Source organism: Chelatococcus reniformis (genome assembly GCF_014640075.1).
Taxonomy (GTDB): domain Bacteria; phylum Pseudomonadota; class Alphaproteobacteria; order Rhizobiales; family Beijerinckiaceae; genus Camelimonas; species Camelimonas reniformis.
On sequence record NZ_BMGG01000012.1, the window covers coordinates 3,935 to 29,521 of the forward strand.

The 25,587-nt window shown below is 65.4% G+C and carries 18 protein-coding genes, 1 tRNA gene and 3 pseudogenes; 9 read left to right on the plus strand and 13 right to left on the minus strand.

Annotated features, from left to right (window positions below; translation table 11 throughout):
* The 3 genes and pseudogenes from IEW34_RS27840 to IEW34_RS27850 form a co-directional block, all read right to left on the minus strand.
* Positions 1–366: pseudogene (locus IEW34_RS27840) on the minus strand (transposase); the annotation flags it as partial.
* A 282-nt stretch (positions 367–648) separates the two neighbouring features.
* Positions 649–979 (minus strand): annotated as a pseudogene (locus tag IEW34_RS27845) (IS3 family transposase); the annotation flags it as partial.
* A gap of 269 nt (positions 980–1,248) precedes the next feature.
* Complete coding sequence (locus tag IEW34_RS27850; protein ID WP_188612523.1) at positions 1,249–5,088, minus strand: glycosyltransferase; 3,840 nt, start codon at positions 5,086–5,088, stop codon at positions 1,249–1,251.
* Between the two features lie 1,001 nt (positions 5,089–6,089).
* Here IEW34_RS27850 and IEW34_RS27855 point away from each other — a divergent pair.
* Entirely contained in the window at positions 6,090–6,605 is a 516-nt protein-coding gene (locus IEW34_RS27855; RefSeq protein WP_210324609.1) for an LbetaH domain-containing protein, read from the plus strand.
* A 438-nt stretch (positions 6,606–7,043) separates the two neighbouring features.
* On the opposite strand, the pseudogene IEW34_RS31175 reads toward IEW34_RS27855, so the two are convergent.
* Positions 7,044–7,347: pseudogene (locus IEW34_RS31175) on the minus strand (SOS response-associated peptidase family protein); the annotation flags it as partial.
* A 3-nt stretch (positions 7,348–7,350) separates the two neighbouring features.
* Between IEW34_RS31175 and IEW34_RS27865 the strand changes: the two are divergent.
* From IEW34_RS27865 to IEW34_RS27875, 3 genes are all read left to right on the plus strand, one after another.
* Complete coding sequence (locus IEW34_RS27865; protein ID WP_188612526.1) at positions 7,351–7,593, plus strand: hypothetical protein; 243 nt, start codon at positions 7,351–7,353, stop codon at positions 7,591–7,593.
* A 265-nt stretch (positions 7,594–7,858) separates the two neighbouring features.
* Positions 7,859–8,044 (plus strand): Hint domain-containing protein, encoded by a 186-nt coding sequence (locus IEW34_RS31180; RefSeq protein WP_373288346.1) that lies wholly within the window; start codon positions 7,859–7,861, stop codon positions 8,042–8,044.
* A gap of 1,055 nt (positions 8,045–9,099) precedes the next feature.
* Positions 9,100–10,734, plus strand: coding sequence for a recombinase family protein (locus IEW34_RS27875; RefSeq protein ID WP_188612666.1), 1,635 nt, complete (start codon positions 9,100–9,102; stop codon positions 10,732–10,734).
* On the opposite strand, the gene IEW34_RS27880 is transcribed toward IEW34_RS27875, so the two are convergent.
* The 4 genes from IEW34_RS27880 to mnmA all read right to left on the minus strand — a co-directional run bounded on the left by IEW34_RS27880 (position 10,691) and on the right by mnmA (position 14,796).
* Positions 10,691–10,767: transfer RNA gene (locus IEW34_RS27880), tRNA-Met, on the minus strand. The genes IEW34_RS27875 and IEW34_RS27880 overlap by 44 nt on opposite strands.
* A 202-nt stretch (positions 10,768–10,969) precedes the next feature.
* A complete protein-coding gene (locus tag IEW34_RS27885) occupies positions 10,970–12,664 on the minus strand; it encodes an AMP-binding protein (RefSeq protein WP_188612528.1) in 1,695 nt (564 codons plus the stop codon).
* 82 nt (positions 12,665–12,746) lie between these two features.
* Entirely contained in the window at positions 12,747–13,421 is a 675-nt protein-coding gene (locus IEW34_RS27890; RefSeq protein ID WP_244642264.1) for a class I SAM-dependent methyltransferase, read from the minus strand.
* Between the two features lie 208 nt (positions 13,422–13,629).
* Positions 13,630–14,796, minus strand: a complete 1,167-nt coding sequence (gene mnmA, locus IEW34_RS27895) for a tRNA 2-thiouridine(34) synthase MnmA (protein ID WP_188612668.1) — start codon at positions 14,794–14,796, stop codon at positions 13,630–13,632.
* Between the two features lie 300 nt (positions 14,797–15,096).
* Between mnmA and sciP the strand changes: the two genes are divergently transcribed.
* The gene (gene sciP / locus IEW34_RS27900) at positions 15,097–15,372 is read left to right on the plus strand and encodes a CtrA inhibitor SciP (RefSeq protein ID WP_188612529.1); all 276 of its coding nucleotides are present in this window, start codon (positions 15,097–15,099) and stop codon (positions 15,370–15,372) included.
* A gap of 54 nt (positions 15,373–15,426) precedes the next feature.
* On the opposite strand, the gene IEW34_RS27905 is transcribed toward sciP, so the two are convergent.
* The 3 genes from IEW34_RS27905 to IEW34_RS27915 form a co-directional block, all read right to left on the minus strand.
* Positions 15,427–16,344 (minus strand): class I SAM-dependent methyltransferase, encoded by a 918-nt coding sequence (locus IEW34_RS27905; protein WP_188612530.1) that lies wholly within the window; start codon positions 16,342–16,344, stop codon positions 15,427–15,429.
* A 10-nt stretch (positions 16,345–16,354) separates the two neighbouring features.
* The gene (locus IEW34_RS27910; protein ID WP_188612531.1) at positions 16,355–17,380 is read right to left on the minus strand and encodes a lysylphosphatidylglycerol synthase transmembrane domain-containing protein; all 1,026 of its coding nucleotides are present in this window, start codon (positions 17,378–17,380) and stop codon (positions 16,355–16,357) included.
* Positions 17,381–17,618: 238 nt separating this feature from the next.
* Complete coding sequence (locus IEW34_RS27915; protein ID WP_188612532.1) at positions 17,619–18,017, minus strand: flagellar export protein FliJ; 399 nt, start codon at positions 18,015–18,017, stop codon at positions 17,619–17,621.
* Positions 18,018–18,571: 554 nt separating this feature from the next.
* Between IEW34_RS27915 and ctrA the strand changes: the two genes are divergently transcribed.
* Positions 18,572–19,273 carry a response regulator transcription factor CtrA gene (gene ctrA / locus IEW34_RS27920; RefSeq protein WP_188612533.1) on the plus strand — a complete coding sequence of 234 codons (702 nt, stop codon included), beginning with the start codon at positions 18,572–18,574 and terminating at the stop codon, positions 19,271–19,273.
* Between the two features lie 199 nt (positions 19,274–19,472).
* Here the strand turns inward: ctrA and chpT are convergent, their stop codons facing one another.
* Positions 19,473–20,111: a histidine phosphotransferase ChpT gene (chpT, locus tag IEW34_RS27925; protein ID WP_188612534.1), complete on the minus strand. Its 639-nt coding sequence runs from the start codon at positions 20,109–20,111 to the stop codon at positions 19,473–19,475.
* A gap of 148 nt (positions 20,112–20,259) precedes the next feature.
* Here chpT and IEW34_RS27930 point away from each other — a divergent pair, with 148 nt between their 5' ends.
* From IEW34_RS27930 to IEW34_RS27940, 3 genes are all read left to right on the plus strand, one after another.
* Complete coding sequence (locus tag IEW34_RS27930; RefSeq protein ID WP_188612535.1) at positions 20,260–21,147, plus strand: 3'(2'),5'-bisphosphate nucleotidase CysQ family protein; 888 nt, start codon at positions 20,260–20,262, stop codon at positions 21,145–21,147.
* A gap of 193 nt (positions 21,148–21,340) precedes the next feature.
* The gene (locus tag IEW34_RS27935) at positions 21,341–21,913 is read left to right on the plus strand and encodes a DUF1134 domain-containing protein (RefSeq protein ID WP_188612536.1); all 573 of its coding nucleotides are present in this window, start codon (positions 21,341–21,343) and stop codon (positions 21,911–21,913) included.
* A gap of 173 nt (positions 21,914–22,086) precedes the next feature.
* Entirely contained in the window at positions 22,087–23,436 is a 1,350-nt protein-coding gene (locus IEW34_RS27940) for a coiled-coil domain-containing protein (protein ID WP_188612537.1), read from the plus strand.
* Between the two features lie 191 nt (positions 23,437–23,627).
* Here IEW34_RS27940 and IEW34_RS27945 read toward each other — a convergent pair whose 3' ends face one another.
* Complete coding sequence (locus tag IEW34_RS27945; protein ID WP_188612538.1) at positions 23,628–25,523, minus strand: acyl-CoA synthetase; 1,896 nt, start codon at positions 25,521–25,523, stop codon at positions 23,628–23,630.
* Positions 25,524–25,587 lie beyond the last annotated feature (64 nt).

Consider the following 25,587-nt stretch of genomic DNA (forward strand, 5'->3'; position numbering starts at 1 on the left):
ACCGACGCCGGTCTCGTCCGCCCACCCGGCACCCCCGCCGCTCGCTCATCTCGAAGGCTTCGGCGAGATACGCCACAGCCTCCCGTCGCGCTGCGGGCGTCACCACTTTTTTCCCAGAAGATCCTTCAGCGCGGCGTTGTCGAGCATCGCGTCCGCCAGCATCCGCTTCAGCCGGCCGTTCTCGTCCTCAAGCCCCTTCAGACGCCGCGCCTCCGAGACGTCGAGCCCGCCGAACTTGGCCTTCCACTTGTAAAACGTCGCCGAACTGACGCCGTGCTTCCGGCAGACCTCCGCGGTCGCGACGCCAGCCTCCTGCTCCCGCAGGATCGCAATGATCTGCTCTTCCGTGAACCGTGACTTCTTCATCCGTCCGTCCCTCGTGCTGGGGCGGACTCTAACTATCCGTGGAGGAGTTTCAGGGGCTCACGTCATAGTCTCTCATGTTCCCAGTCAAGTGCAGAAGGCGAGCGGGATTCACTGCCCTTCGCTTGCGCGAAGCAGTGGTGTTCGGCTGAAGCTGCACAGGGCTGGAGGTGGAGCTCGAGACGACGGTTGATCAGACTCTCATCCGCGGATTGGATACCGCCTTCCGTGTTTCGTCTTGGGGCTAGCCGAGCATGGCGTTACAGGTGAAACTCGGTGCCATGAACTGACGATCAGACCCGGCTTGCCACACCGCTCGACGATGGCCGCCCCCCGCTGCCGGCGCCGTCCCGAGATCGAGGTGTCAGGGGATGGCGCCGAGGCATTGCTTGGTGGCGTCGTCGACGATGTGCACGAAGTCGATCGACCAGCGGGCATTCGGCTTCGCCTCCAGAACGATCGACACTCGCGTGCCGACAACCTTGCGGCGCGCGTGTCGCTTGCGCACCGAGAGCCCTTCCTCGCGATAGAGCCGGTGAATGCGGTTGATGCCCGACGGCTCACCTTCCCGCCGCAACAGGACGAGAAGCCGCCGGTAGCCCATCATCATCCGGTCCGCCCTTACGATACTCCGCGTGGAGGAGAAACTCAGTGGCAGGTCACGTGCTAGATGATTACGTTGAACGCACTCATCGCCACGCGATCCATCGCGGAGATCACGACATCATCCTACCGCAGTCATTCTTTCAGCCGGGCAGAAATAAGAACGTTTGATCGCACAACGAGGTTGGCACACCCATACTTTTAAACTGATTTTTCGCCAACTCTGACAGCTTGCTAGACATATAAATCGGCGTCGGAAGCGCCCCACGGCTCAGATGCAACTCATCGGCTCCCAGGCTGCCAACTCGCCAGCTGCTCCCACCTCTTGCTGCCCCCTGCAGGGACTGTTTCCTTGAGGACCGGCCTATCCTTCCCTTCGATGACAATGTCATCTAGCATAGCCAAGGCCTCCAAGACCTGTTCTTCCGTGATCTCCGCAATGCAGCTGCATCTGCCTGCACGAAATCTCGTTCCTGCCTCACTGGCGTGCATCTCGCACGGCGCACAGTCCTTATCGACGGCAATCGATAAGCTCGTCTCGGCCAGCGGTCCACGCGTGACCACGTTGGTAGGGCCGAAGAGCGCCAGCAGGGGAATGCCGAGGGCATTGGCCAGGTTCATCACCCCGCTATCGTTGGCGATGAACCTGCTGCAGGAGAGGAGCTGATCTGTCATCTCTTCGATCGAGCCGCCCGTAAGGTCGATAGTCCCAGGAATATACTCCTCAGGCGTGCCAAACGATGCGACACGCTCACCCCGATCCATAAGTCGTTTGGCGAGCAGCTCGAAATGCGGCCAGCGCTTGCTCGCCCAAATGCCACCCTTGGAACCCGCGTGTATCCCAATCAATGGGTCGGTCGGCCTGGTGTAATGATGGTCACCGACGAAGTATCCCTTTATATCGTCAGGGCTGTATGGTATGTTCAGTAACTCCTGGGCCGCCGCCAGATTGAATTCCGCTTCATGAAGCTCGTGCGCCCCGTCGAACAGATCCCAGCTACGAGAGTTGACGACTCGCCGCGCGGCGAAGCGCGGTGTCAAGAAGCCGAAGCTGTGCGTCAGAAAGACGGTGTCATATCTGCGATTAAGCACCGCATCGCCCAGCAAGAAAACATGATTAACATATTCGCGATTTGAGACGCAGAATAACAGATCAGCGTAGTCTCCTGCTACGACAACATCCACGCGATGCCCCAGCCTTCTTGCCATATTTCTAATTAGCGGGGTTGTGTGTATTACATTCCCGAGCCCGCTGCCGACCCCGATGAGCACCGGAGACTTAGCAGCCGTCACCAGCCGCTCTAGCCGTTCGAACTGCTTGTCGAACGCGTATCGCTTGGAATTCTCAATTGCCAAGCTCGATCGCCACTCCCAATAGGCAACGTCTGAGGTCAAACGTTGCACTTCTTCTGCCCATTTTTTTGCATCCTCTGGCAGAGCGACGCCACTCTCCGTGAGTAGGGCCGGAACATTGCCTCGATCCGAGCCCACAACAGGCACGCCAAACCGATGGGCTTCTATCACGACACGACTGAACGTCTCCACAAACCTATAGCTAGGGACCATAACGACCCTAACTTTCTGATAGAGAGCCGCCATGTCGGTAACGCGCGCCAGAATGGTTACATTCGGTAGCGAGCGTCGCGTGACGGCATAGTTAGCCGCAGCCTCGCCCGATTGCGACGCAATCGCGAAGAACTGGACCTCGGGCAACCGCTCCGCGACATCCAGCAACACCGAAAAACCTTTGTCAACGCGCGCATTTGCAAGCAAAACACCATCTCGTTTGGCAAATGGCGCGACATCTCGCTCCACTAGGTCGTCCGGCAACGAATAGATGACTGGAGTTCGGATACCGAAATTACGCTCGACAATCTGCCGCGTATATATCGAATTGCTGTATATCCCGCTAAAATCCTCGAGTATAAGTTGGAACTCTGCGCGAGGCGTCTGCCGCCGATCGATGTCGGGGAAATAGCCTGAAGCGGGCGTTGGGTTTATGAACAACTCACGCCAGAAATGTATCCCAAAAATAAGACACAGATCAAGGTGCCTCATTGCGACCGAAATTTCATACCCGAGTCCAGACACCACGTGGACAAGACGGGCCTTTTCTTCGAGTGCCAGCCGAAAGAGATCATCAGGATCGCTCTCTACAAAGGCATACCGAATTTTGCCGGCTTCCCCCCTCGTCCCAGCAAACTCCGATCTCGTTCCAACCAACAGAACGTCGTAACCGAGGCCCACATAGAGATTGCCCATCTGCTCCAGGAATTGCTCTGCGCCTCCGAACTTGTGGATCCCGAACTGCGAAACGAGTAGCGCAACGGGCCGGCCGACGACCTCGCGAGCACTCGCGTCTGCGCGGCTAGTTGCTCCACGGACTGCCGCCTGCTCCAAGAAGGAATCGAGTGTCGCCTCGCTATCGAAGAGGCCCGTGGAGAGCATCCTAAGCAGAAAACTTCTGCGCCAGATATAACTGCGGGCCTCCGATGCTGCTTCCGGAACGACGCTGGCTGCCCATGGAAAGCCGCGCGCTTCCACTTGAATCAGCAGTTCGGACACCCGGGCCTTCTCCGACCAGGTAACCCACTCACTGTCGAGATTGGCTAGCTCGGCCTCTAGCCCCAGGGCACTCCAAGGAGCGGCATCGCGCCTATGGGACGTAGTCTTCAAAATAGAGACGGTGGGTTCCCGAGCTATCTGAGAGGATCTAAATCGTTGCATCACCCTCAGACCGAACTTCGCCCAATCATTGTCCGGAGCTATCTCATTTGCGGCTGACAGCGCTGTCCGCGCCTCATCAAAGCGGTTCAGCTGAACACAGATCTGCGCAAGAGTTTGCCAAGCGGGCGGCGAGTCCGAGCTCCGTTCCACCGCCCTCCGTGCGGTCTCGTATGCAGCGGAAAGATCTCCCTTATGTGCGTAGATGCCCGCCAGCTCTCGAAGTGGCCGAAAATCGTTGCTTGCGAGATCGGCGCTTCGTTTTAGATGATCTACTGCGGTAGAAACAAATTCTTCCCTGTGCTCAAAGACCCCGTAGCCACCGAATGCAATATTCGTGGCAGCACGCCCTGCCTCCAGTTGGTATTTAAACTCGTCCTCTTTATGCGACAGACAGAAACTAAAGACATCGTATGCTTCGTCGAAGCGCTGCAATTTGCTCAGCGCGAGGCCGAGATAATAGATGGCTCCATGCCGCTTTGGCTCCAACTCGCGAAGTCGTTCAAGCACCGCGATCGCATCGCCATGACGCCCCATATATATGAGCGCGCGTCCAAGAAAATTTAGAAGTCTATAGCTCTCCTTCACGTGCGCGCGTGCGGCGCCGCCGATTAGGATGACCTCGTCATATCTTTTGGCTTTGAACAAGACGTCCAGAATCGGTGCAATCTGCGGCTCAGTGAGCTTCCCGGAATCGATTAGCTGCTCGACGATGCTTTGGACACTTTCGATTTCCAGGCTTCGCGGCCCCGTGGCACCGGGTCGCGGGTTGTTGTGCTGCGCCCGGGCGACAAGTGTACTCGGCGACGCGGCGCGGCGGCGTGGCGCGATCGTCTTTTTTGGGCCCGAGGTAGGGCCGCCAGGGACCATTGGCTTACCCCGCTCAAGATCCTTCTTGCCGGGAGAACGCCCGCCGGCAAGCTGGTCTTTGCCTCCCTGGGAGTTCGAACTGAGCGGCGAGCTTCCGCTGGATTCACTCTTGCTCGGCTGCGGCTTTGTGCCCGCTCGCTGGGTTGTCGCGGTGCGCCCAGAGGGCACCTTCCCAACGGTGTTATTTTGAGGCACTTCGCGGAACACGCGAAGAACCTCGGCTTGGCTCGGGCTCCTTCCGCGGAAGGTTAAGCACTCAGGGCGGGGCGTGTATGGCTTATCTGTCACGATCTCGATGACGTTCTCGTCATCTAAGAGCCACCCGTCTTCGAGTGGCACACGAAACAGATGGTCGCCATCGCCGATGCCATGCTCCTTCAGGTCCCCCCGACGCTGATTCGCTTTAAATGTGCCAATGTTGACGCCGTTGATAAACAGATCGAACTCGACATGATGCGTCGGGCTCTCGTCATCCCACAGCCAACCAACAATTGCTCCCTCACGGATATACTCGAGCTTCCCGCGCATCAATTCCCCCGAATCTACCCAGCCGAGAGCATGTACTCTTTGAGCTGCCCCTAGGATGTAGACAATGCACCGAACGTGCCACCGATAGCGGGGCGCAATCGCCGCGCCTGTCTGGCATGTTCGTATGCATTCGTCATCTCAGCTTTATAGAGGCCATTGATAACCTGAGCCCAACAGACCGATCGGCGATCCCAGCGGCTCTGAGACGGCGCTTGCGGAATCTGTGCCTACCGTGCCGCGGTTGATTGAAAGCGCACATACATATCCCTCGCCGAGCGGAACGATCCGCCCCTGTTGTAACGGACTGACGCCGTCCTTCAACCCGATGCCCGCGTCTAATAGGAGCGCGGCCCCTCCGACTTGGATCGAGGCCGCGGCGACGTCGCCTCAGAGCACGATCGTTCACAGCCGGGGAGACTTAGGCAAACTGCGTGACAGTTGGACAAACCCTCCCGCCTATTGGAGCGCGGCGGGGGGCGACATAGTGCCTCTGGCGCGTTGACCCGTTTGGGTCCTTGCTCCAGCAGGCCGGCATGCTCAAAATTCCGGCACGCAACTTTCAATGGGGCCCAGACCATCATGCACGCGTCGCGCGCCTCCGCGACAACATCTACCCGCGCCCGCGCCTATAGCCAAGCCAGAGAGATCCTGGCAGGGTCTGAGGGTCTGGAATGGCCAAAGTGTGACGAGGTCGCTCACGTCAAAGTGCCGGCGGCTCGTTACGAGGGCGGAGGTGGCGGTCAGTGGAGATACCTATATCCCAGAGCTTGCTCGATCTATTTAAGGAACGGAGGATATATTTATCGACGGGGCGTCAGTCCAGATTTTTGTCAGGAGAATACATTTCCATCTTAGCCGACGCGGAGCTGGAGATGTATAGCCACATACTATCGGGTCGAACGCTTCCGCACAGAATCGGCTCGTTTAGCTATTCATACTCGTCGTTAGGCGTGGACGCTCGGATAGGCCGCTACTGCTCTATTTCGACCAATGTGCGCATTATGATGACCGAGCCGCAGGCGGAATTGCTAAGCAATTCTCCCGCTTGGTACGCTGACCCCGCGCTACCGGGAGGGTTGGAATTTTTAGATGACCTAGGGGTTAACCCGCACGCTCGATTGCCCGTGCCCCTCAAGGTCGAGCCCGTATCAGTTGGGCATGATGTAAGAATCGGAGAAGCGGCCTTGCTTAAGTGCGGCGTGTGCATTGGAGACGGCGCACTCATTTTCCCCCGCACAGTAGTCACGAATAATGTTCCACCGTATGCCATCGTCGCGGGCAACCCCGGAGAGATCATCGATTTTCGCTTCCCCGAGAGGATTGTCGAAAGGCTTTTGGAGGCTCGGTGGTGGCGCTACCATTTTCATGCGATTCAGGAGCTTGGGCCGGAGAATGTGCCCGCCTTCTTGGACCGATTGGAATTGGCGATTGCGGACCGCGCCGTGCGTGAGTTTACACCCGGCGCGTTGATTGGAGCAGCCGTGATCGGCTCTAGCTGCTGTGATCGGTACGACTGATATCAGGCGCGAAGATAGAGTAACTTACGCGTTGCTGATGCCATGTGGGATCGAAGTAGAATGCGTTATTTCGGATCGGCCGATTAGGGAGAGGCAGGAAACTGTCTTCCGGCAATCGGCGGCGCCGGATCATGCTTGGCGCCGGCAAAGATTTAATATGTCGAAGAGTTCGCGGAAGTGTTGCAGAATTGGCGTGTCACACGCAAGTCGCCATCAATGGCGCGGTCTCGAAGACCGGCAAAAGGTGCCCAAGATCGCCACCGAAGGGGCGCACGCCCCGACACGTCAGTTACGAGATCTCGTCGCACCCCAGGGTCCGGAGCCAACAAGCAGGGGCGCAGATCCGCGGAACCGGCTGTCCGATTTTCAGCCTTTACAGGCAGGCCTCATCCCGCAGTTCACGCACCGTGCAGCTTTCTGAGGAGGCAAGTCCACTGCCGGGATGACCAGATCGTGCCAGGTCATCCGTTGATCTTGCGGCAGCCCCGCCACTTGGTGATCATGGTATGGCGCAATCATCGTTCGCCAGAATCGTCAGGCTGCCGTACGCTTCTGGCCAATCTCGCGACGCGAGCCTTCAGATGCCCACGAGATAGAACCAGTCGCCGTCGGCGAGCGAAAAGCTATACCGCTTGTCCTCGCGCCGGTGGCGAAATTCGGAGGCGGGCGCCAGACAGCGGTGGCTGGGAAAGGTCGTGTCCCCTTGAGTGGTGTAGCTCTGCGCCAGCGGAGGCGGTCGCACGGTGTGAGCACGGCGGCCAAGGCTTATGTGGCCTGCCCCTACGTGATCGCCGGCGTGGCCATCGCGGCCGCCACCGACGACGCCAAGACCCAGAGCGCCGCCGCCCAGGTAGCGCCTGCGGTCATCTCCACCTACACCGCGCTCCAGGCCGGCCAGATCGTCGACGTTCAGTCGGCCGGCGCCGAGCGCGACATGCATGCCGCCGGCATCATAATGCCGGAACACCGTATCGGGGAGAGCCGCTAAAGATCTGACCACTACATCCGATCCCTCGAGTAAAATTGTCGGCGGCGCGTAGGTCAGAATTCGCGGTCCGGCCCAGCGGATGGGCCACTTGTTAACAGCGAGTAGGAATACATAGGACTGTACGAAGGAGATTAAGTCGGATGCGAGGTAGGAACAACGTTCGAGTACTATCTTTTCGGCGACGAGACATATTCCTCTTTACTAGATTTTTCCGTTGATCGAGATCCCTTGCCTGTCTGCTTCCTTCCCGGAACTCTCTATCGCGATGCCGTTAGGCAAACGCCGAGTTGAAGAGCTTGATGCTAGCAACGCGGTGATGACCGCTGATGGCGAGACCCGCCCCGTGCTGTGGGTCGGCCGCCAGACCATTGTGACCGCTTTGGGCCTCGGGCTGGCACGCCTTCCGCCAGCGCGCCAACGATCTGGGTTCGTGCGGGCGGTCGCCGCCTAACGCCACACCTATCCGCTTCTCACATCTCGCCCCAGCACCGTGAGTTGACCGGGGCTTTCGGCGTCGGATTATGCGGATCCTTTGCGCTTTCGTGGGTCCCGGGCGCCCCGTCTTGTCGCCAGCCAGTCGTGCGAGACGCGCAACCCGTCGTCGATCAAAATGATGTCGGCGTAGGGCGGCAGCTGGATGCCGCGGTAATCTTGCATTGCATGTTCCCTAGCGACTTGAAGGCGGAGGTCGCTATATGCCGCTTGTGTAATGCCAGTGACCAAGTCGGGGATCAATTCGCCTCTCATTCGGCGCAGCCGTTCCGCAACATCGCTCCTGAGCCCGTCCTGTGTTAGCAGTGCTGAAACACCAAGTATCGAGGTGAGCAGGACCCTCTCGCTGAGAATATCGAGTGCTACAAGCCTTCACTTCGAATAGGGGCGAACCTTGCCCTTGTCGCTATTGTCGTTCGCGGTCCCAGGAGGACTAGCTCCCTTCAGCGCCTGTTGGCGGGCAGCTTGTCGGCGCGTGTCCGGAGGCCGAAATCGTTTTCCTTGGGGTGGCGGAGCAAATCCCCTTGCTCCTGGTGCTTGGCCCGTAGGGTAGCGCTAGCCTCGGCATTCGGTGCGCTGATCAGACTCGCAGGTCGGCGCACATCGCGGCCTCGAGTGCTCAAATCACCTGCTTGCATTCGCGTTTCGTCGGGCATCTTTGTCTGTTCGCAGCTGAGAGGCGCCCTCCAACCGTCCTATTTCACCGAAATACGTCTCTTTAGTTCTACTATTCAGCTAATCGCCTTCCATCTGATCGAGTATCGAGGCATCACGCATCAGGTATGAGCCTCGCATATCAATCTGGGATGATTTTGGAGGATTGTTCCTGTGGCATATTTCAGGCGCTGCCGCAGCTTCGTTGTCTTGATCTGCCGAGAGTTCGAGACTTGTCCGTGAGCCCCCCAGAACGGGCCTTGCAGAGCGGGCCAGATCGAGCGATTCTACGCTTGGCGCGCGCGCTTGCGCGCTTGGCCGCCCGAGATTGCTACGCCGCCGTGCTGGCGAGGACTGAGGATGCGGAGCGCGATCTATACAAGGTACTCGACCGATTTACAGAACGAGAAGTCGATCGAGGATCAGGTTGCGCTGTGCCGCGCCTACGCCGCCCGTGAGGGGTTGAGCGTCGCGGCGGTCTACGAGGACCGCGCTCGGTCGGGCGGCTCCATCCTAGGCCGAGACGGCCTCATGCAGCTGATGGAGCGTGCCCGAGCTGGCGATTTCGACGTCGTCATCGTCGAGGCACTGGACCGGATGTCGCGCGACATGGAGGACCTCGCCGGCATCCACAAGCGCCTCACCTTCATGGGTGTGGAAATCCGCGCCGTGCACGAGGGCGCCGTCAACACGGTGCTGGTCGGGCTTCGCGGCTTGGTCGGTCAGCTCTACCGCGAGGACGGCGCGCTCAAGGTGAGGCGTGGGATGTCTGGCGTCGTCCGCGACGGACGCCACGCTGGCGGCCGCGCATATGGATATCGAGCCGATCCCCGCAGCAAGGGCGAGCTCGTCGTCGACGAGGCGGAGGCGGCCGTTGTCCTGCGCATCTTCACGGAATACGCCGCCGGCGCGACGCCGCGCGATATTGCTCATGGTCTGAATCGCGCGCGGATTTTACCGCCGCGCGGACGCAGCTGGAACGCCTCGACGATCAACGGCAATACCCAGCGCGGCAATGGCATCCTGCGCAACCGACTCTACGTCGGGGAGATCGTCTGGAATAAGGTCCGCATGGTCAAGGACCCTGACACCGGCCGCAGGGTGTCGCGGCCGAATCCGGAAAGCGCCTGGCAGACCGCAAAAGCTGATGACCTAGCTATCGTGCCGCTCGACCTATTTGCGGCCGCGCAGGAGCGCAAGGCGATCAACGCCCCCGTCAAGGCCGAGCATCAACGCCGACCGCGGCACATGCTGTCCGGCTTGCTGCGCTGCGGCTGCTGCGGCGCCGGCATGTCGACGAATGGAAAGGACAAGTCCGGCCGGATCAGGATCAGGTGTTCTGCCGCTGCGGAGAACGGCACCTGTCCCGACCCGAAGACCTTCTATCTCATCGCTGTCGAGAACGCTGTGCTGGAAGGCCTGCGGGCCGAGCTGAGCCATCCCAAGGTCCTCGCTGAGTACGTGCGCGAGTTCCATGCCGAGATGCGGCGTCTTCATGCGAAGGCGGGGGCGCAGCGCAGCAGGATCGAGCGGCGCCTGTCGGAGATTGATCGCGACCAGAATGCGAACACCGACCACCTGCTTAAGCAGGTGCCAGGCAGCGCCCCTGCCGCTCGGATCGCGGCTCGGATGGATGAGCTTCAAACCGAGGAGAATCGGCTACGAATCGAGCTTGGCGCCGCGCCGGAGTTGCCGCCGCTGATCGCGCTGCATCCGACGGCCCTCGTTCAATATGAGCGCCAGCTCGAGCGCCTCCAGGAGGCGGTGACAGCCGGCATCGCCGCGGGCGATGGGGAAGCGGCGGCAGCATTGCGCGACTTGGTGGAGCGGGTGACGGTCCACCGTAACCCGGACATCGCCGGCGGCGTGAAGATCGAGATCAAAGGCAGGCTCAACGCACTCTTGGGGGAAGCCGCTTGTCCGAACCGCGTGAGAGGAGTGTGGGGAGCGGTGGTAGCGGAGGAGGGACTCGAACCCCCGACACGCGGATTATGATTCCGCTGCTCTAACCAGCTGAGCTACCCCGCCTCGGCACCGCCGATGGAAGGTGCGCATATAAGGAACGGGACCGAAGCCTGTCAAGGAATGGGGCGGGCGCGCCCACATTTTTGTCCGTTTATCCGCCGGGCCCAATCGGGAACGCTGGTACGTGTGAGGATGCCAGCCGGAGCGCCAGGCGCCGGTCGGTCTGGCTCAGTGGCCGTCTTCCCGCTGCGGCCGCGAGCCGGCTCTACGCCGTCTCGGCGCCCTTCAGCCCGAGCCGCTCCTCGACGACCTCCCGCATCTTGAACTTCTGCGCCTTGCCGGTGACGGTCATGGGGAAGTCGTTCACGAACTCGATGTAGCGCGGGATCTTCTGGTGCGCGATCTGGCCCTGGCAGAAGGCGCGCACCTCGTCCTCCGCCATCGCCTCGCCGTCCCGCAGCCGGATCCAGACGCAGAGCTCCTCGCCGTACTTGGCGTCGGCGACGCCGAAGGCCTGCACCTCCTGGATCTTGGGGTGGCGGAAGAGAAACTCCTCGATCTCGCGCGGGTAGAGGTTCTCGCCGCCGCGGATCACCATGTCCTTGATGCGGCCGACGATGTTGCAGTAGCCATCCTCGTCCAGGGTGGCGAGGTCGCCGGTGTGCATCCAGCCGGCCGCGTCGAGCACCTGGGCGGTCTTCTCCGCCTCGTCCCAGTAGCCGAGCATGACGGAATAGCCGCGCGTGCACAGCTCGCCCCGCTCGCCGCGGGGCACCACGCGCCCCGTCTCGTCGACGATCTTCACCTCGGTATGCGGATGGATCCGGCCGACGGTGGAGACACGCCGCGCCAGCGGATCGTCGACGGCGCTCTGGAAGCTGACCGGGCTCGTCTCCGTCATGCCGTAGGCGATGGTGACCTCGCCCATGTGCATGCGCTCGGCCACCCGCCGCATCACCTCGATCGGACACGGCGCCCCCGCCATGATGCCGGTGCGCAGGGACTTGAGGTCGAAGCGCGCGAACTCCGGGTGGTCGAGCTCGGCAATGAACATCGTCGGCACGCCGTAAAGCGCCGTGCAGCGTTCCGCCTCGATCGTCTCCAACGTGGCGAGCGGGTCGAAGCCCTCGCCCGGGTAGACCATGGCGCAGCCGTGGGTCACCGCTGCGAGGTTGCCCATGACCATGCCGAAGCAGTGGTAGAGCGGCACCGGGATGCAGATGCGGTCGGCTGCCGTCAGCCGCATGGCGCGGCCGACGAAATAGCCGTTGTTGAGGATGTTGTGGTGCGTCAGCGTGACGCCCTTGGGCGAGCCGGTGGTGCCGCTGGTGAACTGGATGTTGGCCGCGTCGTCGAACTGAAGGCGGCCGGCGATCGCGGCAAGCTCCGCCCGCTCGGCCTCGCCGCCAAGGCCCTCCACCGCCTCGAAAGCGATCGCGCCGGGAACCGGCGGGCCACCGATCTGGATCACGGTCCGCAGGTCCGGCAGCCGCGCGGCGGCCAGCCCGCCCGGCGCCGCCCCCGCGAGCTCGGGCGCCAGCGCGCGCACCATGTCGATATATTCGCTGGTCTTGAACGCCGTCGCCGTCACCAGGGCGGCACAGCCGACCTTGTTGAGGGCGAATTCCAGCTCGAAGAGACGGTAGGCGGGATTGATCGTCACCAGGATCAGTCCCGCCTTGGCGGCGGCGAACTGCGTCAGCGCCCATTCGGCGCGGTTGAGCGACCAGATGCCGATCCGGTCCCCGGGCCGCAGCCCCAGCGCCAGCAGGCCGGCGGCGAGGGCATCGGCCCGGGCCTCCAGCACCCGCCAGGTCCAGCGGACACCCTGGGTGGGCGAGATCAGCGCGATCTGGTCGCCCCATTCCGCGACCGCGCGGTCAAGGGCCTGGCCGATGGTGCGGCCGAGCAGCGGCTCTGCGACGGCGCCGTGGACATAGCTCCCCGCACGACCCGTCATGCTGTCCTCCCTGGTTCACCTGGCGAGTCGTGCGGGCGAGGAGCATGGAGCCGCGGGAGCGCCCTCCAAGTCGCCCGCCGGCTCAGGCCCGCTTCCTGAGCCGCAGCACCTTGAAGAAGCCGCCCGGCGGCATGGGGTCGACGGCGACGACATCGACATCGCCGCAGGCCTTGGCCCAGCTCTCGATGCGAGCGATCTTGAACGCCGACGACCAGCCCACCTTGGTGGCGAGCGGCGCCACCGCCTCCTCGATGCGCGCCACCGGGCCGTCCGCCACGCCGAAATGGTTGACGAGGATGATCTCGCCCCCCGGCTTGACCACGCGCTTGAATTCGTCGAGCGCCCCCTCCGGATCGGGCACGAGCGTGATCAGCATCTGCGCGCTCACCGCGTCGAAGGCGCCGTCGGGAAAGCCCAGTCGGCAGGCGTCCATCACGGCGATGCCCTTGACGTGGCTGAGGCCATGCTTCTTCACCTTCTCCACGGAGAGCGCCAGCATGTCCGGCGACAGGTCCGTGGCGATCACGTTGCAGTCGCGCGGATAGTCCTCCAGCGCCATGCCGGTGCCGACGCCCACCTCGAGGATATTGGGGCCGCAGGCGACCGCCGCCCTGACCGCCGCCAGGCGCCCGGGTGCGGTGAGCCGCCGATAGGTGAGGTCATAGAACGGCGCCCAGCGTGCGTAGGCCTTCTTCATCAAGGCCATGTCCGGCTGCCGAAGCGTCTGCCCCTTGGGCTCTTCCGACGTCAGCGTCATCTCCTGCCCCACCCCACTGCCGATATGCCTGCCGGAGCCCCCAGGCGTCCGCAGCGCTCCATGCTCCACAACCAAGGCCTGGCCGGTCCGCGTGATCCGATGGTGACATCCGATCGGGACCTGCTCCAGCCCATCCCGCCCACCTATCGCAACCGCATGACCGTAGCGCAAAACCGCTTGCCCGACCGCCATCGGTTGCCACCGAGGGTCAGACAGCCGTCGCCGCAAGGACCTGCGGGCGCGGGCGCGGCACGGCCGCGATGGTGCCGCCGCCGAGCACCCGCGCTGTCCCGTCGGCGCTGTCGTAGATGACGCAGGCCTGCCCCGGCGCTACGCCCTGCTCGCCCTCGGCGAGCTCGATCTCGGCCACGCCGCCGCCCAGACGGAACAGGCGCGCCGGCCGCGGCGGCCGTGTGGAGCGCACCCTGACCGCCACCTCCAGTCCATCCTCGGGCAGCGCCTGCCACGGCTGGTCGCCGATCCAGGCGAGCTCGCGCAGGCCGATGCGGCTGGTCGCCAGCGCGTCGCGCGGCCCCACCACCACCTGGGCGCGCGCGGCATCGAGCGCCACCACATAGAGCGGCTCGCTGCTGGCGATGCCGAGGCCGCGCCGCTGGCCCACGGTGAAGCGGATGATGCCGTCGTGACGGCCGAGCACGCGCCCGTCGAGGTGCACGATTTCGCCCGGCGACACCGCCTCGGGCTTCAGCCGCTCGATCAGCTGGGCGTAGCGGCCGTTGGGCACGAAGCAGATGTCCTGGCTGTCGCTCTTGTCGGCGACGGCGAGGCCGAACGAGCGCGCCAGTTCCCGCGTTTCCAGCTTGGTCATGTCGCCGAGCGGAAAGCGCAGCATGTCGAGCTGCTCCTGCGTGGTGGCATAGAGGAAATAGCTTTGGTCCCGATCCGCATCGGCGGCCCGGAACAAGCCGCGGCTGCCGCTCGGCAGCCGCCGGCTCGCCACGTAGTGGCCGGTCGCCAGCACGTCTGCACCGATGTCGCGCGCCGTCTCCAGCAGATCGGCGAACTTGATCGAGCGGTTGCACTCGATGCAGGGGATCGGCGTCTCGCCGGCGAGGTAGGCGTCGGCGAAACGGTCGATCACGGCGGCGCGGAAGCGGTCCTCGTAATTGAGCACGTAGTGGGGGATACCGAGCCGGTCGGCCACCCGACGGGCGTCATGGATGTCCTGGCCGGCGCAGCAGGCCCCCTTGCGGTGCGTCGCCTCCCCGTGGTCGTAGAGCTGCAACGTGATGCCGGTCACGTCGTAACCCGCCTCGGTCAGCAAGGCCGCCACCACGGACGAGTCGACGCCGCCCGACATGGCGACGACCACGCGCGTGTCGTGCGGCGGCTTTGGTAGGTCGAGACTGTTCAGGGGCGGGCTGCTCATCACACGGCACTCGAAAGGGCGGCGCATTCCGATCTGATGCGGTCGTCCGCTTGGCGCCCCACCTGTCTTATCGCGTCCGCTGCGGCGGCGCCACCGCGGCGGCGTCCAGCCGCCCCGGCTGTGCCAACCTGGGGCAATGAGCCCTCGCCGCGGGACGAATCGCAACGGCCCGTTCACCAAGTTCAAGCCAGCCCTGACGTCAAGTCCCATTTTAGGTAAATTTTAAAGGCGCGGACCTAGGCTCCGGAGCATCGACATGGGGTCAGTTGAGTTTGTGAGCGTACCATGAGCGAAGGCCATCGCCCGAGGGTCAAATACGTCATCGGGCCCGACGGCAGTCCCCTCACCATTGCGGACCTGCCCCCGGCCAACACGCGGCGCTGGGTCATCCGGCGCAAGGCGGAAGTCGTCGCGGCCGTCCGCGGCGGCCTGCTCAGCCTGGAGGAAGCCTGCAGCCGCTACACCTTGACGGTGGAGGAATTCCTCAGCTGGCAGCAGTCGATCGAGGAGCACGGCTTGCCGGGGCTGCGCACCACGCGCATCCAGCTCTACCGGCAGTAGTCACCGCCGAACGACAGATGGCCGGGTTCGCCCGGCCATTTCTGCATGTGAGCCTCATCGCTTTCTCAGCCAGAGGCTGGTCTCGTAGGCGCCCGGCAACAGCGGCAGCGCGCCGACGGCGCGCTGGACCGCCTCGGCCATACGCGTCCTGGCATACCAGCTGGCGAACACGATCTCGTAGCCGCCGCCCTGCACCAAAGCGCCGATGGCGATCTGCTCGTTGTAGCCGCGCCAGCCCCACGACTCGGGGTAGGGATCGGGCAGGAACACGTCATGCACGTGGATGTGGACGCCCGACGGCAATTGCGGCAGCACGTCGAGCAGCAGCCGGTCCACGTCGGTCCCGGGCATGGCGATATGGCTGGAATCGATGAACAGCACGTCGCCGGGCCCGAGCTCGGCAAATACGCCGGCTTCGACATCTTCGGCGCGCGCCGCGATGTGGCGCACCGATGCCAGGTCGAGCGCCGCCCGCGGCGCCGGATCGATGGCCACCAGCGCTCCGCCATGACCGCCGTCCTGGAGCGCCCGCATCAGGAAGCGTGTGGAGTGGCCCGACCCCACCTCGACGATCAGCCGCGGCGACAGCCGGCGCACCGTGACATAGGCGGCCGCCGCATCCAGCCGCGGAAACCAGCTTTGCGACCAGCGCAGGCCCGGTCCGTCGGGGGGGATGGCGCGAAGCGCCGTCTGCGCCTGCCTGATATCGTCGAGCAGCCGCTCCATCCCCGGACGGGCGGCGTCGAACAGGGCTTCCAGGGCGGGGTAGGCCGGGCGGCGGCCGGGCTGGGCATAGCGGTAGGGGATGAACCAGCCACCGCCGTCGCGGCCCGCCAGCGCCCTGAGCCCGAGCTTCAGCCGGCGCAGCCCCTGCGCGAGGCCGGGCCCGAGCTGCCCGGCAAGCTGGCGGCCGTAGCCGGCGAGGATGGCGCGGCTTTCTCTCGCGCCCGTTTCGGGCGACAGCCCGCTCATGGGGCGGCTCTCATGCCGCCTTGTCGTTGCCCGGGCTGGGGAGGCGCGCCGGCACGGCGACCGGCGCCGATGCGGCGGCGGTCGGGTTGCTCTGGGCGAGCCGCTCCTGCAGCGTCTGCGCCAGGCGCGAGCGCTCGAACAGCACCACCACGATGAGCGCGAAGGCGAGCGGAATGATGAGGTAGAGCAGCCGGAACACCAACAGCGCGACGAGAACCTCGGCTTTGGGCACGCCGGGCATGGCGGTGATGAACACCGCCTCCAGCACGCCCAGGCCGCCGGGCGCGTGCGAGGCCAGCGCCGCGGAGAACGAGGCAAGGAACACCCCGAGGACGACGAAATAACCGGGATTGCTCGCATCCGGCAGTGCGAAATAGATGATCGCAGCGGCACCGAGCAGCTCCAGCGGCGCCGCCAGCAGCTGCCGCCCGACGATCGGCAGCCGGGGATAATAGATGGCAAAACTACCGATCTTGATGGGCTGGAACTCGAGCCACGAGCCCACGACGTACAGGACGACCAGGGCCAGCATGCCCACGCCCAGCGCCACCGCCGACCAGCTCGGCATGTCGAACAGGCGGTAGACGATCTCCGGGTCGAACACCAGCACCAGGCCGCCGAGCAGCACCGTGCCCAGGCCGAAGGTGAACGAGCAGAGCGCCACGAGCACGCCGACCTCGGCGATGCTGAGCCCCATGGTGCCGTAGGCGCGCAGGCGCACCATGGCGCCGGACAGCACCGAGGCACCGATGCTGTGCGAGAGGGCGTAGGTGGTGAAGGAGACGAGGGAGATCACCGGCCACGGCAGATGCTTGCCGAGGTGCAGCAGGGCGATGCGGTCGTACCAGGCAAGCGCGGCGTACGCGATCGCCGTACCTGCCAGCGCACCCAGCCAATGCAGGGGCGAGATCGACAGGAAGGCGTTGCTCACGTCGGCAAACGAAATGCCCGCCAGCTCGCGGTAGAGCAGCCAGCCGGAAAAGACGACGGCGCCCAGCCCGATCACGGGCCAGACGTATTCGAGATATTTCTTCATGCTCAGCCGGGCTCGCGCTTGGCGCGCTCTGGAAGCTGCGGGCGTTGCAGCCATCTGTGCCCGACGCTCCCGGCCGCCGCAAGTCGCTTGTGCCAATGGGTCGCGCCAAGCGGCGACGGCGCCGCTTGGCGCACAACTCGGCCCGGGAGGGGTTGGCGCGGGCCCTGCCCGGCTCGGGAGCGCGAGGCCGGCAGCGCCGGGGTCCCCCTCGCCGGGACGGGCCCGGCAAGGGCGTGCCTCAGGCGCCGGCGCGGCTCATGCGACCGCCGCTCGCGCGGGCCTCGGGCGCGCGCCAATCGTCGCTAGCGCGCTCACGGTCGTCGAGGCTCTCCGCCTTCCCCAGCTCGTCGAGCGCTTCGGCCAGCTCGGCCTTGGCTTCGCTCAGCTGCCCCTTCAGCTCGCTCGCCGAACTGACGAGGTTGTCGCGGCGGGTGCGTGCCGCCTTGGCATAGGTGGGGTAGGCAAAATGACTGGGGTCGGAGAAGCCCGAGCGCTCCTCCTCCTGGGCGATCTCGCGGTCGAGGTCCCCGGCCATGCGCTCGAATTCCGCGATCATCATCTCGATCTGCGCGGCTCGGCGGCGCTTCTCCTGAGCCTGGAAGCGCTTCAAACGCAGAAGCGTATCACGCGATTTCATCGGCACCTCGACGTCAGCCCCGGAACATATCGCCGAGCCGGCTCCAGCCGTTGCCTCCGGAGCGCCGCTCGGCGACCGGGCGGTCCCACCCGACCGCCAAGCGCTCGCGTGGGCCCTCGTCGCCCATGTCCCGTCGGCGGTAACCATGACGAGAAGAGGTTGAGCCTTCCTTACCGCCGTGGCGCCACGATCTGGCCGCCTGCGCGCTCGAATCGCCACAGCCCGGCAACCTTTTGTTTACCGAGGGTGGCGACAGTGGCCGGCGCGGGCCTTGCCGAAGCGCAGCCGCCGGCCCGAGTCTATTGAATCACTTATAGCAGCTCGTTAATGCAACGGTTTAAGTATGTCGAATTCAGGAAATATAAGCTTGTGTAGATACTTAGGATAAATTCCGGCGGTAATGTGCCCGGCGCCCTTGCCTGGACTTATCAGTTTTTGTTAACCCTTGTCCGTTAACGTTCGAATCGGATCGACATGGGGCGAACCACGCGGGACAGGCGGGGGGCGTCGACAGGCGGCATCGCCCATGGCCGAGGCGACGTTGGGGAGCTGACATGCGCGTTCTGCTCATTGAAGACGATAGCGCGACAGCGCAAAGCATCGAGCTGATGCTCAAGTCCGAGAGCTTCAATGTCTATGTCACCGACCTGGGTGAAGAAGGCGTCGACCTCGGCAAGCTCTACGATTACGACATCATCCTGCTCGATCTGAACCTGCCGGACATGTCCGGCTACGAGGTGCTGCGATCGCTGCGGGTGGCCAAGGTGAAGACGCCGATCCTGATCCTGTCGGGCCTTGCGGGCACGGAGGACAAGGTTCGCGGCCTGGGCTTCGGGGCTGACGACTACCTGACCAAGCCGTTCCACAAGGACGAGCTCGTCGCCCGCATCCACGCCATCGTCCGCCGCTCCAAGGGCCACGCCCAATCGGTGATCACCACCGGCGACCTCGTCGTCAACCTGGACACGAAGACCGTCGAGGTGGATACTCAGCGCGTGCATCTGACCGGCAAGGAATATCAGATGCTGGAGCTGCTCAGCCTGCGCAAGGGCACCACCCTGACCAAGGAGATGTTCCTCAATCATCTCTACGGCGGCATGGACGAGCCCGAGCTCAAGATCATCGACGTGTTCATCTGCAAGCTGCGCAAGAAGCTCGCCAACGCCTCCGAAGGCAAGAACTACATCGAGACGGTGTGGGGCCGCGGCTACGTGCTGCGCGAGCCCAACGGCGGCGAGGAGCGGGCGACCGCCTGAGCATAAATGCCCGCCGCCGTGGCGCGACGGCGGTGACGCCAAGGCCGAGCCCCGCCGCGCGTGGCGAACGGCACAGTACCTCGGTCGGCCAAACCGCGGGCCCCGTCCGCCTTGGACCGCGACGCGCGGTCGGTCCCGACGGGCCGAAATCTCTCCACGATCGATGCCGAGATCGATGTTCCGCCGCTGCGGCGGCCGATCAGGCCCGCAGACCGGCGGTGATCGTCACCACGTCCGCGTCGATGGCAAAGCTCACGTCCATGCCGGCGGCCTCCGCCACCAGGCCCGCATAGAAGGGCTGGATGGCGTGCGCATCGACGGTGCCGTCGGCGGTGCGACCCGCCATCAGCTCCGGCGCGTGCGGCGGGATGCGTGCGTTGAGCCCCTTGGCCCGGACGACGAAGCGAGCGCCCTCGTCCAGCACCTCGACGTCGAGCGCGCCGCCGCGGGGAATGGCATTGTCGGCGATGAGGATGAGGTTGAGCAGCAGCTTCACCCGGTTCTTGGGCAGCAGGAGGCGCGAGCCGGTCCAGCCCAGCGAGGTGTTCTCGTCGCTGACGAAGGCGCGGGCCACCTGCTCGGCATCCCCGGTGTCGATGGCGGCGCCGGCCGAACCGGCGGCGCCGAAAGCGAGCCGCGCGAATTGCAGCCGCGCCGAGGCTTGCCGTGCGCTCTTGGCGATGAGATCGAACGCGAGCTCGCGCATCGAGGCGTCTTTTTCGTCCTCCAGCACCTCCAGCCCGTTGACGATCGCGCCGACCGGGCTGATGACGTCATGGCAAACGCGGCTGCACAGCAAGGCGGCGAGGTCGAGCGCTTCGAGCGTCACGGCGGTCATGCGAACCTCTCGGCGATTGTCGCGGCGCGACGGCCTGGTCTGGATGGAGATGGCCCCGGACTCTATGTCCATCCTGTCGGGACGCCGCAGGGCGCGCTCTGATACACGCCTGCCGCCCGATTGAAAAGGCAAGGAGCACATGAACGCCATGAGCGAGGCACCTGCGCCGGGCCGCACCGGGGACAACGGCGGGCGATCCGCAAGCGACCGCGAGGCCCTGGCCGAGGCTCTCGGTGCCATTGCCCGCCTCGCCGGCGGCGTGATCATCGAGGTCGCGCGCAAGGGCCTCCAGGAGCGGGAGAAGCCCGATGGCAGCCTGTGCACGGCGGCCGACATCGCCGCCGAGGAGCTGATTGTCGACGCCCTCGCCCGGGACTTTCCCGACGTGCCCGTCATCGCCGAGGAGAGCGCCGCGGGGTTCGAGGGCGAGCTCGCCTCCCGCTTCTTCCTGGTCGACCCGATCGACGGCACGAGCGATTTCGTGGCCGGCACCGGCTCCTACACGGTCAATATCGCCCTGGTGGAGAATGGCCGGCCCGTGGCCGGCACCATCTATGCGCCGCGCGCCAAGCGCCTGTGGGTCGGCGGCGAAAGCGCCCGGGTCATCGATTGCGAGGCGGATGCCAGCCCGCTCGCGGGTAACTGGACCACGCTGCGCACCCGCCGCGCGCCGGCGGACGGCCTGGTCGCGGTGGCAAGCCTGCGGCACGGCGATGCAGTTACCGAGCGGTTCCTGGCGGGGCTGCCGATTCGCGCCCGCTCAGGTGCGTCGTCGTCGCTCAAGTTCTGCGCCGTCGCAGCCGGAGAGGCCGACGTCTATCCGCGCTTCGGCCGGACCATGGAATGGGACACGGCGGCGGGCCAAGCCATCCTGGAGGCGGCCGGCGGCGTCGTCGTCGACGGCGAGGGCCGGCCGTTCCGCTACGGCGCGGTGCAGGACAGCTTCGCCAACGGCCCGTTCATCGTCTGGGGCGACCCGGAGGCGGCCGTCCGCTACATGAGCCCGCATGCGGACCCCGCACCGGGCCACCGCTGACCCCGGTGCGGGCAAGATTTGCCGCAGCGGCGCCTTGGCGGCGTCACGATTGGCGGCTGTGGTGGTTCGACGCATCCCGCTCCCCGTTGAGGGCCTTCGGACATCGCGAGCCGAGAGCTTCTTCGTGCGACCTCCGATCCCCATCCGCCCGCCGCGCCCCACCGACGCCAGCATCCAGCCCAACGAGGCCCCCATGACAGCGATCGTCCGCGCCATCCTGGTCTCCGTCCTCGTCGCCTTGGCCGTGCCCGCGCTCGCTCAGAGCCCGCGCATCCGCGAGGGCGACACCTTCAAGCCGGAGGAGATCATCCAGTCCGGCCACAAGTTCTTCGGCACCGTCTCGCGCGGCGTCGCGCTCACCGTGCAGGAGGCCTTCAAGCGGTGGGGCGAGCCGAACGGCTACATCCTTGGCCAGGAGGGCGCGGGCGCGTTCTTCGGCGGCCTGCGCTTCGGCGAGGGCGTGCTCTACACGCGCAACGCGGGCGACCTGCGGGTGTACTGGCAGGGACCGTCGGTCGGCTTCGACTTCGGCGGCGAAGGCGCGCGCACCATGATGCTGGTCTACAATCTGCCGGCCACCGAGGGCATCTTCGGCCGCTTCCTGGGCCTCGACGGCTCCGCCTATTTCGTCGGCGGCTTTGGCATGACGGCGGCGGTTCGCGATAATATGATCGTGGTCCCCATCCGCACCGGCGTGGGTGCCCGGCTCGGCGTCAACATCGGCTATCTGAAGTTCACCCCCACGGCGACGTGGAACCCCTTCTGACGGTCCAGAACGTCGCAGGTGTGGACGCCGGTTTTGAGACTGTGGACGCCAGTTTTGGGACGATCGTATGCCAGGACTGCGATGCTGAGGCGAAGCGATAGAGCGGCAGGTCCGATTCCACCGGAGCCTCTGCCGCTCGCGCGCGACCGGCGCGAATCCCCAGGAGCTTGCCCGTGATCCAAACGGCGATGATCTTCGCTCTCGGATTCTTCACCGCCACCTTCTTCGCGGTGCTGGCGGTGCCGGCCATCAACGCGCGGGCCGAGCGGCTGGCCAGGCGCCGGGCGCAGGCGCAGTTCCCGCTGTCGCTGGACGAGATCGCGGCCGAGCGCGATCACCTGCGCGCCGAGTTCGCCGTCTCCGCACGCCAGCTGGAGCGCCGCAACGAGGCGCTCCTCGGCGAGAAGACGCAAGCGCTGGGCGAGGTCGGCCGCCAGCATGCCGCCCTCAAAAGCCTTTCAGAGGAACTGGCGGCGACGAAGGGAAGCCTCACGCAGGTTCGCGGCGAGGCCGCCGATCTGACGAGCGAGCTCGCCGGCACGCGCGAGCGGCTCGCCCGCACCGAGGCCGACCTGGCGGACAACCGCAAGTCGCTGAGCGTGCGGGAAGCTGCGCTGGAACGGCTGGAAGCGGACAACCACCAGTTCCACAACACGGTGGAGAGCCAGCGCATCGTCATCGCCGAGTTCGAGGCCAAGGTCACCTCGCTCGAGGGAAACCTCGCCAGCGATGCCCAGGTGTTCGCCAAGCTCACCCGCGACCTCGCCATCCAGAAGGAGGCCAACGCCGAGCTGGAGCGGGCGCGAGCGGCCGACCGCAAGGCGGCGGCGACGCTGGCCGAGCGGATCGCCAGCCTGGAGCGCCTGCGCGACGACCAGAGCGAGCGCATCACCGGCCTGGAGAAGGCCGAGCGCGAACTGGCACGCCGGCTGACCGATGCCAGTGTCGCCGCCTCGCGCCAGACCGAGGCGCTCAAGGCCAACGCCGCGCGGCTGGCCTGGCTCAGCAGCGAGCTCGAGGCGGCGAAGGGGACCCTCAAGAGCAATGCCGAGGCGGCACGCGCCTCCGTGCGCACCGCGACCGACGACGTGGAGATGATGCGGGCGGAGAAGTCGTCGCTCGAAGGCGCGCTGGACCAGGCCCGCAGCGACCGTCTGGCGCTGCAGCGCGAGGTCACCCAGCTGAAGCGCGAGCTCGCCGGGCGCATTGGCTCCGGCGGCCGCCGCGGCGGCCCGCGCGGCGCCGCTCTGAACGGCGGCGCGAACGAGGCCCCGACGGCTGAGCCCACCGCCGCGGACGGCGTCGACGAGGTCGGCGCCCTGCGCGCGGACCGCGCCAACCTGCAGCGCGAGGTGACGCGGCTGAAGCACGATCTGTCGGCCGGCCAGACCGAGGTCGAGGCCAGCAATGCGGCGCTGCGCCATCGCATCGAGCAGGTCGCCGATGCCATCATGCGCCGGCCGCCGGCCAAGCCCGGTCCCGCCAAGCTGACACGCCCCAAGTCCGGACGCGCCAGAACCTGATCGACGGCACGGTCGCGGTCCGGTTTCGGAGCATTTCGATCCGACCGAACGACTGCATCTGATCGGGCCAAGCTCCAAGGCGCTTCGCGATTGGGCGAAATCCCCGATCGGAAGAGACGCGCTTCGGATTCAAAGGCTGAAGCATTTCTCTGCAATCGGATGATGCTCATCCGATTGCGACGTGCTCCAGGTCAGCCGGCGCCCGCGAGCACCTCGTGGCGCAGCTGCAGACGCGACAGGTTGGCCCGCAGTTCCTCCAGTTGCTGGGCGCCGACGGGCCCGTCGAGGCGGATCGAGGCGAAGCTGCCGTGCTGGGGATGCGGCCCCACCTCCACATGCACCGGCACGCCGTCGCCGACGAGTGCCCGCGTCAGCCGCTCCAGGGTGATCTGCGCGGCGAGATGGCGCAGCTGGGGCTTGAAGATCTTGCCGACTGCGGTGAGCGGCATCAGCGGCAGCACGATGATCTCCACCGGCACCGCCGCTCGCTCGGCGATGTGCTGGCGGGCGAAGTCCTGGATCGCCTCGGGCGATGCCTCGGCCCCCGCCTTGAGCTGCACGAAGCCGATCGGCAGCTCGCCGGCGTAGCCGTCCGGCCGCCCGACGGCCGCGGCCGACTCCACCGCCGGATGGGCGTGCAGCACCTCCTCGATGACCGCCGGGTCGATGTTGTGGCCGCTGCGGATGATGATGTCCTTGGCCCGGCCAGTGAGCCAGACGTAGCCGTCCTCGTCCAGGCGGCCGAGGTCGCCCGTGTCGAGCCACGGCCCGCCGCGGCTCCAGGCCGGCCTGGTCTCGGCCGCCATCGGCTCGACCCACGCCTGGCGGTTGTAGGCGTCGTCGGCGTAGCCGCCGAACAGCTGCCGGCCGCGCACCAGCACGTGGCCGATCTCGCCGGCGGGAAGAACGCGCTGCACGGCGCCGTCGGCCACGTCGGCGACGATGAGCTCCGTGTAGGGCACGCGCAGGCCGATGGAGCCCAGCCGGCAGTCGCCGAGACCCGGGTTCATGGTGGCGAAGCCGTGCGTCTCGGTCATGCCCCAGCCCTCCACCAGCGGAGCACCGACATTGTCGCGCACCGCTTTGGCGACCTCGGGCGCGATCGCCGAGCCGCCGCTCTGGCAGATCTTGAGGCTCGACAGATCGAAGCCCTCGGTGGGCACGTTGAGGGCCGCGCCCCAGCTCGTCGGCACCATGCCCAGCACCGTGGGCCGGAAGCGCTGCACCAAGCCCCAGAGGTTCTTGACCACGACCGGGTTGCGGTAGCCGGCGGCGGTGGGGATGACCACGGTGGCTCCTTGCGAGAACGGTACCAGCCCGGCGCAGGTGGCGCCCCCCACGTGGAACGGCGGCAAGCCGTTGAACCAGGTCTGATCCGGGCCGGTGAGCATCACCTCGGCGTTGGTCCAACTCTGCGCCAGCAGGCCGCGATGGGTGTGGCGGGCGAGCTTGGGCGCGCTCGTGGTGCCGCCGGTGTGGAACAGAGAGGCGATGTCGTCGGGCTTGATGTCCCGCGTAAAGCTCAGCGTCGCAGGCTGGCGGGCCAGCTCGGTCTCGAAATGCAGCGCGTCGATGTCCGCCCGCTCGGCCGGGCCGCCGACGCGGATCACGGCGGCGAGGTTCGGCAGCTCGGCGCGCACCGCCTCGACCTTGGCCCAGATTCCCGGAAACAGCTCCGGGTCCGGCCCCAGCAGCACCTTGGCGCCGGCGCTGCGCAGCAGGCCGACGATGTGCTCTTTCTCGAGCAGGAAATTGATGGGGTTGGCCATGCCGGCGTATTGGGCGCCGAACAGTGCGACGAACGTCTCCGGCGCCACCGGCAGCAGCATCGACACGGCGTCCTGCGGCCCGACGCCCAGGGCGTGGAACAGGTTCGCAGCCTGGATGATCTGGCGGCCGAAGGCCGCATAGGTGATGTCCCGGCTCGGCTCGTCGACGAGCCCTTCGCGCAGGAAGCGGATGGCGAGCCGGTCCGGATGGCGCGCGCACACGCCCGCCAGCAGCTCGAACACGGACGTGGCCGCAACGCGCGCCTCGAACGGCACGCCCTCGAGCGCCTCGACGTCAGCCAGGTTTCGGATCGGCATGATGTTCCACTCCCTCTGTCTTGAGCCGGGTGCTTCGCCCCGCTTTGGCGCGCAAGTGACCACG

Coding starts and splice junctions, on each gene's coding strand:
- IEW34_RS27875 (WP_188612666.1), top strand. CDS start 9,100: ATGCGGAGCGCGATCTATACAAGGTACTCGACCGATTTACAGAACGAG.
- IEW34_RS27885 (WP_188612528.1), bottom strand. CDS start 12,664: ATGACGGGTCGTGCGGGGAGCTATGTCCACGGCGCCGTCGCAGAGCCG.
- ctrA (WP_188612533.1), top strand. CDS start 18,572: ATGCGCGTTCTGCTCATTGAAGACGATAGCGCGACAGCGCAAAGCATC.
- sciP (WP_188612529.1), top strand. CDS start 15,097: ATGAGCGAAGGCCATCGCCCGAGGGTCAAATACGTCATCGGGCCCGAC.
- IEW34_RS27905 (WP_188612530.1), bottom strand. CDS start 16,344: ATGAGCGGGCTGTCGCCCGAAACGGGCGCGAGAGAAAGCCGCGCCATC.
- IEW34_RS31180 (WP_373288346.1), top strand. CDS start 7,859: ATGCCGTTAGGCAAACGCCGAGTTGAAGAGCTTGATGCTAGCAACGCG.
- IEW34_RS27945 (WP_188612538.1), bottom strand. CDS start 25,523: ATGCCGATCCGAAACCTGGCTGACGTCGAGGCGCTCGAGGGCGTGCCG.
- IEW34_RS27935 (WP_188612536.1), top strand. CDS start 21,341: ATGACAGCGATCGTCCGCGCCATCCTGGTCTCCGTCCTCGTCGCCTTG.
- IEW34_RS27915 (WP_188612532.1), bottom strand. CDS start 18,017: ATGAAATCGCGTGATACGCTTCTGCGTTTGAAGCGCTTCCAGGCTCAG.
- IEW34_RS27930 (WP_188612535.1), top strand. CDS start 20,260: ATGAGCGAGGCACCTGCGCCGGGCCGCACCGGGGACAACGGCGGGCGA.
- IEW34_RS27890 (WP_244642264.1), bottom strand. CDS start 13,421: ATGACGCTGACGTCGGAAGAGCCCAAGGGGCAGACGCTTCGGCAGCCG.
- chpT (WP_188612534.1), bottom strand. CDS start 20,111: ATGACCGCCGTGACGCTCGAAGCGCTCGACCTCGCCGCCTTGCTGTGC.
- IEW34_RS27850 (WP_188612523.1), bottom strand. CDS start 5,088: ATGCGCGGGAAGCTCGAGTATATCCGTGAGGGAGCAATTGTTGGTTGG.
- IEW34_RS27910 (WP_188612531.1), bottom strand. CDS start 17,380: ATGAAGAAATATCTCGAATACGTCTGGCCCGTGATCGGGCTGGGCGCC.
- IEW34_RS27855 (WP_210324609.1), top strand. CDS start 6,090: ATGATGACCGAGCCGCAGGCGGAATTGCTAAGCAATTCTCCCGCTTGG.